This is a genomic window from Stutzerimonas chloritidismutans, assembly GCF_051486945.1.
Classification (GTDB): domain Bacteria; phylum Pseudomonadota; class Gammaproteobacteria; order Pseudomonadales; family Pseudomonadaceae; genus Stutzerimonas; species Stutzerimonas chloritidismutans_B.
The window spans coordinates 979599-992421 of the sequence record NZ_JAHVDX010000002.1 but is presented as its reverse complement, the minus strand read 5'-3'; the positions used below and the strand labels follow the sequence as shown (position 1 = coordinate 992421).

The 12823-nt window shown below is 63.0% G+C and carries 8 protein-coding genes and 1 pseudogene; 3 read left to right on the top strand and 6 right to left on the bottom strand.

Going from position 1 to position 12823, the window contains the following annotated elements:
* Window position 1 precedes the first annotated feature (1 nt).
* Window positions 2–1129, bottom strand: coding sequence for a methyltransferase (locus tag KXR72_RS11710; protein WP_437421274.1), 1128 nt, complete (start codon window positions 1127–1129; stop codon window positions 2–4).
* 101 nt (window positions 1130–1230) lie between these two features.
* On the opposite strand from KXR72_RS11710, the gene KXR72_RS11705 reads away from it, so the two are divergent.
* Entirely contained in the window at window positions 1231–2007 is a 777-nt protein-coding gene (locus KXR72_RS11705; protein WP_437421273.1) for a ferredoxin--NADP reductase, read from the top strand.
* A gap of 543 nt (window positions 2008–2550) precedes the next feature.
* On the opposite strand, the gene siaD is transcribed toward KXR72_RS11705, so the two are convergent.
* The 5 genes from siaD to ettA form a co-directional block, all read right to left on the bottom strand.
* Window positions 2551–3336, bottom strand: a complete 786-nt coding sequence (siaD, locus tag KXR72_RS11700; RefSeq protein WP_437421272.1) for a biofilm regulation diguanylate cyclase SiaD — start codon at window positions 3334–3336, stop codon at window positions 2551–2553.
* A gap of 7 nt (window positions 3337–3343) precedes the next feature.
* On the bottom strand, window positions 3344–3724 hold the full coding sequence (siaC, locus tag KXR72_RS11695; RefSeq protein ID WP_437421271.1) for a biofilm regulation phosphoprotein SiaC: 381 nt from the start codon (window positions 3722–3724) through the stop codon (window positions 3344–3346).
* A 19-nt stretch (window positions 3725–3743) separates the two neighbouring features.
* On the bottom strand, window positions 3744–4289 hold the full coding sequence (gene siaB / locus KXR72_RS11690; protein WP_437421270.1) for a biofilm regulation protein kinase SiaB: 546 nt from the start codon (window positions 4287–4289) through the stop codon (window positions 3744–3746).
* A gap of 28 nt (window positions 4290–4317) precedes the next feature.
* Window positions 4318–6309, bottom strand: coding sequence for a biofilm regulation protein phosphatase SiaA (siaA, locus tag KXR72_RS11685; protein WP_437421269.1), 1992 nt, complete (start codon window positions 6307–6309; stop codon window positions 4318–4320).
* Window positions 6310–6466: 157 nt separating this feature from the next.
* Complete coding sequence (ettA, locus tag KXR72_RS11680) at window positions 6467–8134, bottom strand: energy-dependent translational throttle protein EttA (RefSeq protein ID WP_437421268.1); 1668 nt, start codon at window positions 8132–8134, stop codon at window positions 6467–6469.
* Between the two features lie 651 nt (window positions 8135–8785).
* On the opposite strand from ettA, the pseudogene KXR72_RS11675 reads away from it, so the two are divergent.
* Together KXR72_RS11675 and glyA are read left to right on the top strand one after the other, a co-directional pair.
* Window positions 8786–11302, top strand: a pseudogene (locus KXR72_RS11675) (sensor domain-containing protein); the annotation flags it as partial.
* A 132-nt stretch (window positions 11303–11434) separates the two neighbouring features.
* Window positions 11435–12688, top strand: a complete 1254-nt coding sequence (gene glyA / locus KXR72_RS11670; protein ID WP_437421267.1) for a serine hydroxymethyltransferase — start codon at window positions 11435–11437, stop codon at window positions 12686–12688.
* Window positions 12689–12823: the final 135 nt, after the last annotated feature.

Below are 12823 nucleotides of genomic sequence, written 5' to 3'. Positions count from 1 at the left end.
CTCAGCCCTTAATCGCTCTGAGGATGACGAATTTCGGCGTCGCGGCCACCTGCTCGACCTTGCCGAACAGGCGCTTGAGCTTGAGGTGATAGCCGAGGTGACGGTTGCCGACGATCCATAGCTCGCCACCTTTGCACAGCGCCGTCTTGGCCTGGGTGAACATGCGCCAGGCGAGAAAGTCGCCGACGACTTGCTGCTGGTGGAAGGGAGGATTGCACAGCACCAGATCAAGCGAATCCATCGGTTGCTCCGCCAACCCATCGCCGGCTCGGATATCGGCGGGGCGGTCGCCGAGGATGGCTTGCCAGTTTTCCTGCGCCGATTGCACCGCCATGTAGCTCTCGTCGACGAGGGTCAGCGACGCCTGCGGATTGCTCTGCGCGTACACAATGCCCAGCACGCCGTTACCACAGCCCAGATCCGCTGCGCGCAGGTTGCCGAGCGCGCGGGGCAGGTGCGGAAGAAAGGCGCGGGTGCCGATATCGAGATCTTCGCGGCAGAACAGGTTGGCGTGGTTGAGGAGCTCGATTTTTTGCTGGTCGAGGCGATAGCGCGTCGGATAGGGCGAGCGGGGCACTGGCTTGTCTACTGGTGTTGCGGTCAGCAGACGCGCCTTCTTGATTGCCAGCGAGGCTTGCACGGGGCCGATGTATTTCTCCAGCAAGTCGCCGGCCGCACGCGGCAGATGCTTGATCATCGAGGCTGCGATCACTTGTGCATTTGGCGCCAGCTGACCGTGCAGGCGGATCAGCTGTTCCTCCAGCAAGGCAAGGGTCTTCGGCACACGGATCAGTACGCGGTCGAACGGGCCCTGGACCGCTTCGCTGGCGGGAATGAACGTCACGCCGTCGTTGGCCAGCGCGTTGCGCTGCAGGTTCTTATCCAGCGCCATATGTGCCAGGTGCGAATCGCCACTGCTGGTGACCTGTGCATGCTGTGCCAGCGAACAGGCGAGGGCGCCGAAGCTGTCGTTGAGTACCAGCACGCGGCAATCCGCCGCCAGCCCCTGATCATGGAGCTGTGCCAGCAGGTATTCGTCCGCCGCATCGAAGGCCTGCAGTGGCTCGTTGGGCTGCTCCGGCTGGCGGACCAGGTCGAGGCGGGCGTAGGGCGTTTCGAGAATAGGCATAAGAACTGGCGGTGTTTGTGAGCGTCGGAATGGAGTATCAAGGGGTAGTCCGTGGCAGAACCAGCCCTCGAACCCGCAGATGTCCGCAAAGGGAGCGAAGTATGACCGCCAGCGAAGAGAAGTTCACCCGTCAGCGCCTGCTCGAGGTGCAGACGCTGACGCCCAATCTGTTCACCTTGCGCACCACCCGTGACCCGGGGTTCCGCTTCACCGCCGGACAGTTCGCGCGCCTTGGCGTCCGTAAGCCGAGCGGTAGCATTGTCTGGCGCGCTTACTCGATGGTGTCCGCGCCGCACGATGAGTTTCTCGATTTCTTCTCCATCGTGGTGCCAGACGGCGAATTCACCAGTGAGCTCAGCCGCCTCGAACCGGGCGACGAATTGCTGGTGGACAGACAAGCGTTCGGCTTCCTGACGCTCGACCGTTTCATCGACGGCCGCCATCTCTGGCTACTGGGCACCGGCACCGGCATCGCGCCGTTTCTTTCGATCCTGCAGGACTTCGAGGTCTGGCAGCGGTTCGAGCGGATTGTGCTGGTGTACAGCGCGCGCACCGCATCGGAATTGGCGTATCAGCAGCTAATCCATGAACTCCCGCAGCGCGAGTACCTGGAGGGACTGGGTTCGAAACTGACCTACCTGCCGGTGGTGACCCGCGAGGCGGTGCCCGGTGCCTTGAGCGGCCGCGTGACCACGCTGATCGAGAGCGGCGAACTGGAGCGGGCCGCCGATCTGAAGCTGGAGCCCGAGCACTCGAGGATCATGTTGTGCGGCAACCCGCAGATGATTGAGGACACTCGCACCCTGCTTAAAGCGCGCGACCTCAACCTGAGCCTTACCCGGCGGCCTGGGCAGGTAGCGGTAGAGAATTACTGGTAGCGCAGGCCCGGCGTCCTTGCGTCAAACGCTCCCGACCGTGTTCTCGCTGCGGGATGAGGAGGAGCGGGCTCTGCCCGCGGCTTGGGGCGTGGTTCGGAAACCGCGGTCGCAGGCAGAGCCTGCTCCTACAAGTGCGGCGTGAGGGTGGTGGGAGGGATTAGCGTTTGCCCCTGTAGGATTCGGGCTCTGCACGCGACTTGGGGCGTGGGCGGAAACCGCGGTCGCAGGCAGAGCCTGCTCCTACAAATGCGGCGTGAGGGTGGCGGGAGGGGTTGGCGTTCGCCCGGTAGGAGCGGGCCCCGCTCGCGACTTGGGGCGTGGTTCGGAAACCGCGGTCGCAGGCCGAGCCTGCTCCTACAAGTGCGGCGTGAGGGCGGCGGGAGGGGTTGGCGTTTGCCCCTGTAGGAGCGGGCTCTGCTCGCGACCTGGGCGTGGTCGGAAACCGCGGCCGCAGGCAGAGCCTGCTCCTACAAAGGCTGCGTGGATGCCGGTGCTGCGACGAGGCATTAAGGCGTCATCCAGGGGTCGTGGCGGCAGTGGTCGTCAGTCCGCCAGTTCGTAGCGGTTGCGGCCGTTGCGCTTGGCGCGCATCAGGGCGGCGTCGGCGCGGTTGATGGCGTTGGCATAGCTCTCGTCCGCGCGCAGTTCGGCCATACCCAGGCTCACCGTGACTGACAGGGTACGGTCGCCAATTGTCACCTTGAGATCAGCGACTGCGCGGCGCAGCCGTTCCATCACGGGGATTGCGTTGGCTGTCTCAGTCTCTGGCATCACCACGAGAAACTCCTCGCCTCCCCAGCGCCCGCAGAGGTCGTGCTCACGGATTTGCGCCTCCATCACCCGCACCACTTCGACCAGCACGTTGTCGCCTATTTCGTGGCCGTGATCATCGTTGATGACCTTGAAGTGATCGATATCGACGACCGCGACGCACAGTGGGCGCCCGTAGCGGCGCGCCCGTTCGGTTTCCTCGCGCAACCGCTCGGTGAGCAGGCGCCGATTGGCGATGCCGGTGAGGGCGTCGTGGGTTGAGGCCTCCCGGAGCGCGATGTTCAGGTCTTGCATCATCATCTGGTAGCGATCAGAGATGCGGGCCACCTTCTCCAACTGGCGCAACTGTTTGTCGAAGCGCGCGGAGAGCGTCATCTCCCGGTCGCGGGCAATGCTCTGGTAACCATCGGAGACACGTGCAATGCGCTCGATGCGGTTGAGCAGTGCGTGGTGCGCCTCCCAAAGCTGGTGCAGCGTCTCGTGCAGTGGATGGCCATGGTGCGCGGGGTCGGCGAGCGACTCCACCACCTGGGCTTCCAGCGGATTATGGCCGCGCATAGGGCACCTATTGGTCGTCGCTGATGATCAGGAAGGGGAAGCTGCAGTCTTCCTTGAATTCTTCGGCCAGCTCCATGACGCGTTCGTTTCGGCGATCGTAATGCCAGTTGACCGCCACAGGTTGGCCGGCCTGGTGAGCGGCTTCGAGTAGATCGAAAATATCCATCATGGCCTTGATGCTGCTGGTGTTGAGGTACAGCAGGTGCAGATCCAGGCGCAAAGGGCGACCTGCCTCGGCGAGGAAGCGCTCGATCCACTCGATGACGTGATGAAAGAGTTCGTAGGAATTTTCCGGATAGGAGTCGCCCTGCATGACGAGCACGCCGTTTTCCCAGTCGGAATCGATGGCAGGCGAGGATTGGCTGCCGGCGATAGAGAAGTCATTCATGTGCATTGGCTCTTGTCTGTCAGATGACCGCGCTCAGGCTGATGAAGGAGCGGCCGTTGGCGACGGGTTGCAATGAGGCTTTCAGCGGTTCGCTGGATTTGCGCGCGATGTCGATCAGGCCCAGACCGGCGCCCGACACGGTGTTGTCTTCGCGCGGTTTGCGCAATTGTTCTTTGTACCTGGCCTTGAGCTGCGCCTTGTCCAGGCTGGCAAGCTCTTCAATGGCGGCGATCAGCGCCTCGCCATCGGCCGTCTCGATCAGGTTGCCTGCCGAGACCACATAGCGGCCATCAGCATCGTTACGTGCAACCACCACCGTCGCGCCAGCTTCCTGATCGGCCCAGTTTCGGACCTTGGCGTAGTGGCGAATGTTCTGTGTCATCTCGATATAGACGGCAAACACATCCATGGCCGACGACGGGTTGGCGTGGTCGGCAGCCAGGTAGTTGCGCAGTGCGTTGCCGATTTCCTCGATCAGGCTGCGCGAAATCGGGCCGTTGAAGCAGAGCATGATCTGCTGCCGGTTGTAGCTTTCGCGCATGGCGAAGAGGTCAAGGTTTTCCATGGGGCAACTCGACTCCGGTGGATGGCGCTCAATCGAAACGGAAACACAGCATGGTGATGTCGTCGCGCTGGGGGTAATCACCCTGATACTCCGCCAGCGTTGCCTTGAAAGCCTGCCCTTGCTCTGCCAGCGGCAGGCGCGCGTGGCGCAGGATCATTTCTGCGAAGCGGCTATTGCCGAAGCCGTAGCCTAGTTCACCTCCGGCCTGATCAAGGAAACCGTCGGTGGCCAGATAGAAGGTACGACCGGGCTTTAGTTCGGCCTCGGCATTGGCGTACTCGCCGACGCGTCGATCGCCGATCGCCCGGCGGCCGGCCGGGAGCTCGTCGAGCGTCTCGCCATCGCTGAAATAGAGCGAGATTTTTGCGCCGGCGTAGATCACGCGGCGGCTGTCGAAATCGACGTAGGCCAGGCCGACATCCATATTGGTCGCCAGCGCATGCCCGCTGCTGTCGCCGTGCAGCATGCGGCGGACGATGCTGTCGGTGCGGCTGAGGATCGCGGCCGGGTCGTGCATGCCCGCATCCGCGATGGCCTGCTCGATCGCGGCATGGGCGAGCATGGTCATCAACGCACCTGGAACGCCATGGCCGGCGCAATCGACAACGCCGAGCAGGCAGCCTCGAGAGGTGGCGCGATAGACGTAAAAGTCGCCGCCAACCACGTCGCGTGGGTGCCAGAGCACGGCATGCCGCTCGTCCAGGTCGGCAACCAGCTGGCGCTTGGGCAGGATGGCGTGCTGGATCAGGCTGGCGTAATCGATCGAGTCGTCAATCTTCTTATGCGCGGCGGCCATGTCGCGGTTGGCCTGCTCGAGCTCGCGGGTGCGCTCTTGTACGCGGCTCTCCAGTTCCCCGGTATGGCTACGAATCTTCTGCGCCATGCTGCGAAAGGCGGTGCTGAGTTCGCCGATTTCGTCGTCGCGATCAGTTGGCAAGGGTGCGTTGTACTGGCCAGCCGCGATGGCTTGCGCACTCTTGCGCAGCTGGCGCAACGGACGTAGCACCCGGTGATCGACTAACCAGGCGCCAATCAAGATCAGCAGCAAGAAAAGCAGGACCACTGCCGTCAGCGCTGGTAGCAGCGGACGGATCTCGATGACTTGAGCGGTGCGCAGGTCCACCGCGCTTGCCACGAACCACTCGAGCTCTGGTATCCAGGTGAGCGCCAGTAGGCGGGGCTCGCCGTCGAGCTGCAGCGTCAGTGCCGTTGTTTCGTTCGGGTGCTCCCGGGCGAAGGCCATCCGTTCACGAAGGGCGCTGGCCTGCTCGATGTCATCGAGCAGGCCTAGCACGTTGGTCGCCAAAGAACGCCCCTGGGCCGTGTCGGCGTTAAGGGTGACGAGCGTTTGGTCCGGGTGAACGAGGATAGAACCGTGGGCGTCGAGCACCATCGACTCGACCCCGGTTTTGTCGACGTTGATGAAGTCGTCGATGAACGATTTCAAATTGATGCCTGAGCCAACGATGCCGAGCGGTTGGTCGCCATCGCGCACGACAATGTTGAACCAGATCTTCAGGTCGCCGGTGACGGCCGAACGGTCGACGTTGAGGTGATAAGGCGCAGGCGAACGCAGCGTGGTGAAGAACCACTCGTCGGCAGGGGCGTCGGGTGACATCCGGTAGCGCAGCGATTGGCTGGATGGCTGGCTATCGTCATTGGAATAGTAGGCATGGCTGATTGCCGAGGCGGCGAAGTACGAATGATCGCTCAGCGCTCGCTGATAGCCGGCAGCCTCGCGAAAGAACAGGTCGCGTTTGGTAACGTCCTGTTCGTCGAGCAACCAGGCCCGGGTGAGCTGGGATTCGGCCAGGCGTTGGGCCAAGGCTAGCTCGCGAGTAACCGGAGCGAACAATCGTTCACGGTTGAGTTGCACCACATTACGCGCATAGGCCTCACCGAAACGTTGCTGCACGCCGATCAGGGCTTCGCGCCCCACCAGAGCCGTCACGCTGATCGCCAGAAAGAATGTCAGCAACAACGCCAGTAAGGATTTACCGCGTAATCCCAACGCCGCCATGTGGATGTCGTCCTAATCGCGTTATCGCCAAATAGCCGCAAAGTGCATGCCAGGCCGGCAAAGTGCGCGATTATCCGCAATCCGGCACTTTGCCACCAGTGGCGGTTGGCCGCGCAAAAAAGAACGGAGCCCGAAGGCTCCGTTGGTGGTGTTGCGCTTACTGGGCCAGCTTTTTGTACTTGACCCGGTGCGGCTGCGAGGCGGCATCGCCGAGGCGCTTCTTGCGGTCGGCTTCGTACTCGGTGTAGTTGCCTTCGAAGAACACGATGTCGCCGTCGTCCTCGTAGGACAGGATGTGCGTGGCCACGCGGTCCAGGAACCAGCGGTCGTGGGAAATCACGATGGCCGCACCGGGGAAGTCCAGTAGCGCTTCTTCCAGCGAGCGAAGGGTTTCCACGTCAAGGTCGTTGGAGGGTTCGTCGAGCAACAGCACGTTGGCGCCTTCCTTCAGCGTCAGCGCCAGATGAAGGCGGCCGCGCTCACCCCCGGATAGGTCTTTGACGAACTTCTGCTGATCGCCGCCCTTGAAGTTGAAGCGCCCCACATAGGTGCGCGACGGGACTTCGTAGCTGCCGATACGGATCATGTCGGCGCCGTCGGACACCGCTTCCCAGACGGTCTTGCCTCCATCCAGGTCTTCGCGGCCCTGGTCAACGCAGGCGACCTGAACGGTGTCGCCAATTTCGATGGTGCCCGAGTCCGGCTGCTCCTTGCCCATGATCATGCGGAACAGCGTGGATTTGCCCGCACCGTTACCGCCGATCACGCCAACGATGGCGCCCTTCGGCATGCTGAAGGACAAGTCTTCGATGAGGATGCGATCGCCGTAGCCCTTGGTCACGTTCTTGAAGTCGATAACCTTGTCGCCCAGGCGCGGACCGGCAGGAATGTAGATCTCGTTTGTTTCGCTGCGCTTCTGGAATTCCTGCGATTGCATTTCTTCGAAGCGTTGCAGGCGCGCCTTGGATTTGGCCTGGCGGGCCTTGGCGCCCTTGCGCACCCACTCGAGTTCTTCCTTCATCGCTTTTTCATGGGCCGACTGCTGTTTGGATTCCTGCGCCAGTCGTGCGGATTTGGCTTCCAGCCAACCGGAATAGTTGCCCTCATACGGGATGCCCTGGCCCCGGTCGAGTTCGAGAATCCAGCCGGCAACGTTGTCGAGGAAGTAACGGTCGTGGGTGATCGCGACGACGGTGCCGGTGAAGTCATGGAGAAAGTGTTCCAGCCAGGCCACCGAGTCGGCGTCCAGGTGGTTGGTCGGTTCGTCCAGCAGCAGCATGTCCGGGGCCGACAGCAACAGGCGGCAGAGCGCAACGCGGCGCTTCTCGCCACCGGATAGGTGTTCGACTTTCGCGTCCCACGCCGGCAGACGCAGGGCATCGGCAGCGACCTCAAGTTGGCGCTCGAGGTTGTGACCGTCGCTGGCCTGCAGGATGGCTTCGAGCTTGGCCTGCTCGGCGGCAAGCTTGTCGAAGTCGGCATCGGGCTCGGCGTACGCGGCGTAGACCTCGTCCAGGCGGGCTTGAGCGTCCTTGATGCCACTGACCGCTTCCTCGACGACTTCACGCACGGTCTTGCTCGGGTCGAGCTCCGGCTCCTGCGGCAGGTAGCCGACGTTCAGCTCGGGCATGGCGCGGGCTTCGCCATCGAACTCCTGGTCGACGCCGGCCATGATCTTCAGCAGCGTGGATTTACCCGAGCCGTTGAGGCCGAGGACGCCGATCTTGGCGCCCGGGAAGAACGACAGGGAGATGTTCTTGAGAATTTCGCGCTTCGGCGGAACGACCTTGCTCAGCCGATGCATGGTGTAGACGTATTGAGCCATGGAGACGAATGCCCGTGACAGAGGAAATAGAGGAGGCGAATCCCGCCGCCGCGGGCGGGTCGAGCCGGATTGGCAAAACTACCGGAATGCTCAGAGCAGGGCAAACTGGCCCATCCTGCAGTGCTGGCGCTTTAGTGGCATCCGAGGCATGCTTGACGCCGTTTCGGCGCCTGGCATTTGGCGCCGCACGTAGCCTTCACGAAGGGACTTCGACGCTTGGCCGGTTCAGATCCTTCTTCACTTATGCTCATCCTTTATCGCCGGCTGGCCCGTTGGCTGGCGCGGGTCGGCGTCTGCGTGCCTGTGCCGCGCCGCCTGGCGATGCACTGGCGTGCGTTGCGCTATTCGGCCGAAGCGCTGGGCGCCATTGAAGAGCGCATCCTGATCAGCGATTTTGCCGGCCGGCTGCAGTTTCTCAATAACCGGGCCGAGGTGATGTTCGGCATCGACAGCCGTTACGCCCGCCGCTACCGCCTGCAGGAGCTGCTGCCCGGCCTCGATGCGCTGGCATTCGATGCGACGAACACCAGCGTCGACCTCTGCCTCGAAGCGGTGCGGCTGCTGCAGGACGGTGAAGAGAGGCTGTTTTCCATCACCCGGCGCACGCTGCGGCTGCTTGGCGCGTCGCAGCCCTCGGGCTTCGTCTGGGTGATGCGCGACATCACCCGCGAGCAGCAGGCGCAGGCGGCGCTGATCGAGCGTGAGCGGTTCTGGTCCGAAGTGCTGCGTGCGGTGCCCGATACCCTGTATGTGCAGGACCTGTCCACCGACAAACTGCTGTTCGGCAACAGCAACCTTGCGGCCCGCCTGGGCTACAGCGAGGAGGAGCGGGGTAATGATGGCAACCTGTTCTGGCGCCGCATCAGCCATCCCGACGACCAGGAGTACATCTGGCGGTTGCTGGCGCTGCGAGGCTCCATGCGCGATGGCGCCGAGCAGGAGGCGTTGCTGCGCTGGCGCCACCGCAACGGCAAGTGGCACTGGTTCTGCGTGACCGAGCGGGTGCTCGCGCGCGATGCTGACGGTCGGGTGCAGCGTCTAATCGGCGTGGCGCGGGACGTCACAGCCAATATCGAACACAGCCATTCGCTGCGTGACAGCGAGCGGCGTTACCGGATGCTCGCCGGCAGCCTGCGCGATCTTATCTTCACCACCGACAGCTCGGTGCGCATCGACTACATCAGCCCCTCAGTGCAGACGATGCTTGGTTACAGTCCCGAGTGGGCGGCCCGCCATGGGCTCAATGGCGTCGTCACCAAGCCGCGGCAGGCCGCGCGCTTCTACGATCTGATGCGACGCGTGCGCAAGGCATCGGCCAACCCGGCGGCGCTCGCCGAGCTGGGGCGCAACCTGCAAGGCCAGACCCTGTACTTCGACTGCCGCGCGGCCGATGGTCGGTTCGTCGCGATAGAGCTGCGCATCATGCTGATCTGGGACGAGAACAACCGGTTCGACGGCGCGCTGTGTATCGGTCGGGACATCAGTGAGCAGCGCCAGGCAGAGAAAGAACTGCGCCGCGCCGCGACGGTGTTCGATCACTCCACTGCCGCCATCGTGGTGACCGACCCGGCCGGGCGAATCGTGCAGGTCAATGCCGCCTTTGTGCGCATCACCGGCTTCAGCGGCGAGGAGGTCTACGGTCAGTTGCCCATGGTGCTCAGCGCCGACCGGCAGCAGGCCAACCAAATGGATTACGTGCACAGCCAGGTCATCCAGACTGGCAGCTGGGAGGGCGAATTCTGGTTAAAGCGCAAGGGCGGCGAAACCTACCCCTGCTGGGTCGGGATCACTGCGGTACGCGATGCCGAGAACGAGCTGGTCAGCTACGTCTGCTTCTTCAGCGACATGAGCGAGCGCAAGGCCAGCGAGAAGCGCATCCACCGCCTGGCCTACTACGACAGCCTCACTCAGCTGCCCAATCGCACCCTGTTTCAGGACCGCTTGCACAGTAGCCTGCAGCTGGCCGCGCGAAGGCGCGGCTGGGTGGTGCTGATGTTCCTTGATCTGGACCGCTTCAAGCCGATCAACGATTCGCTCGGCCACGCTGCCGGTGACCGCATGCTCAAGGACGTCGCCGTGCGGCTGGCGTCTTGCGTCGACGAGGATGACACCGTCGCGCGCATGGGCGGCGATGAGTTCACCTTGCTGCTGCATCCCGGTGGCGATCGTGACGAAGCCCTGACCCGCGCCATCCATGTCGCCGAACGGATTCTCGAAAGCCTCGCGGAGCCTTTCGTGCTGTCCGGACGCGAATTCTTCGTTACCGCCAGCATCGGTATTGCACTGAGTCCGCAGGATGGAAACGATCTCAGCCAACTGATGAAGAATGCCGACACGGCCATGTACCACGCCAAAGAGCGCGGCAAGAACAATTTTCAGTTCTATCAAACAGAGATGAACGCCAGCGCGCTGGAACGTCTGGAGTTGGAAAGCGATCTGCGCCACGCACTGGAACAGGGCCAATTCGTTCTGCATTACCAGCCGCAATATCGGGTCGATGGCCGTACGCTGACCGGTGTCGAGGCGCTGTTGCGCTGGCAACATCCGCGACGGGGGCTGGTGCCGCCTGGTGAGTTTATTCCGGCGCTGGAAGAGCTGGGGCTGGTCGTGGAGGTGGGCGACTGGGTGCTGACCGAGGCCTGCCGGCAGATCGTCGCCTGGGAGCGCGAGGGTATTTACGTGCCGAAGATGGCGGTCAACCTCTCGGCCCGCCAGTTCGCCGACGGCAGGCTTGGCCAGCGTATCGCCGCTATCCTGGCTGCGAGCGGCATCGCCCCGGGCCGGCTAGAGCTTGAGCTGACCGAGAGCATCCTCATGCAGGACGTCGGCGAAGCCATGCGCATCCTCGAAGCGCTTAAAGAGCTCGGACCGTCCATCGCCGTCGACGATTTCGGCACCGGCTATTCCTCGTTGAATTACCTCAAGCAATTCCCCATCGACGTGCTCAAGATCGACCGCAGCTTCGTCGATGGCTTGCCCGAAGGCGAGCAGGACGGCCAGATCGCCCGGGCGATCATCGCGATGGCGCACAGCCTCAGCCTGTCGGTCATCGCCGAGGGCGTCGAGACGCAGGCGCAGCTCGCGTTTCTCCGTGAGCATGGCTGCGACGAAGTGCAGGGTTTCCTGCTCGGCCGGCCGGTGGTTGCGCAACAGCTCTGCCGCGCCTGAGCGCGCCCGGCGGGGCCATGTGCTTGGCCTGGGCTCATGCGCCACATGACCAAGGCTCATACCCGCTGACAGCGGGATGGGGTAGAATCCGCGCCTCTCTTTATTACCGCCAGCTGATCTCAGAGGACTGCCATGTTCAGCCGTGATTTGACCCTCGCCAAATACGACGCCGAGCTTTTCGCTGCCATGCAGCAGGAAGCCAAGCGCCAGGAAGACCACATCGAGCTGATCGCCTCGGAGAACTACACCAGCCCGGCGGTGATGGAAGCCCAGGGTTCGGTACTGACCAACAAGTACGCCGAAGGCTACCCGGGCAAGCGCTACTACGGCGGTTGCGAGCACGTCGACGTGGTCGAGCAGCTGGCTATCGAACGTGCAAAGCAATTGTTCGGCGCCGACTACGCCAACGTCCAGCCGCATGCCGGTTCCCAGGCCAACGCCGCGGTCTACCTGGCCCTGCTCAATGCCGGCGACACCATCCTCGGCATGAGCTTGGCCCACGGCGGTCACCTGACTCACGGTGCCTCCGTTTCCTCCTCCGGCAAGCTGTACAACGCCGTGCAGTACGGCATCAACGACCAAGGCCTGATCGACTACGACGAAGTCGAGCGCCTGGCCGTCGAGCACAAGCCGAAGATGATCGTTGCTGGCTTCTCCGCCTACTCGCAGAAGCTGGATTTCGCTCGCTTCCGTGAAATCGCGGATAAGGTCGGTGCCTATCTCTTCGTCGACATGGCTCACGTGGCCGGCCTGGTTGCCGCGGGTGTCTACCCGAACCCGGTGCCTTTCGCCGATGTCGTCACGACCACCACTCACAAGACCCTGCGCGGCCCGCGCGGTGGCCTGATCCTGGCGCGCGCCAACGCCGAGATCGAGAAGAAGCTGAACTCCGCTGTATTCCCCGGTGCCCAGGGTGGCCCGCTGGAGCACGTCATCGCCGCCAAGGCCGTATGTTTCAAGGAAGCGCTGCAGCCCGAGTTCAAGGCCTATCAGGAGCAAGTGGTGAAGAATGCCCAGGCCATGGCCCAGGTATTCATCGAGCGCGGCTTCGATGTGGTCTCCGGCGGCACGCAGAACCACCTGTTCCTGCTCAGCCTGATCAAGCAAGACATCACCGGCAAGGATGCGGACGCCGCCCTCGGCCAGGCGCACATCACCGTGAACAAGAACAGCGTGCCGAACGATCCACGCTCGCCGTTCGTTACCTCGGGCCTGCGCATCGGCACCCCAGCCGTGACCACCCGCGGATTCAAAGAGGCTGAGTGCCGCGATCTGGCCGGCTGGATCTGCGACATTCTTGGCAACATGGGCGACGAGTCAGTAATCGCTACCGTACGCAGCAAGGTCGAGGCGATCTGCGCCAAGCTGCCTGTTTACGGCCAGTAACACTGTCGTTGTACCGAGAAGCCCGGCCCAGTGCCGGGCTTTTTCGTTTCAGGCGAACCACAGCGATTACGGCAAGATGCCATCAGATACTGTGCGTGTCGGCCGGGGTGGGTTAACGTTCACGCCAGTTTTCGC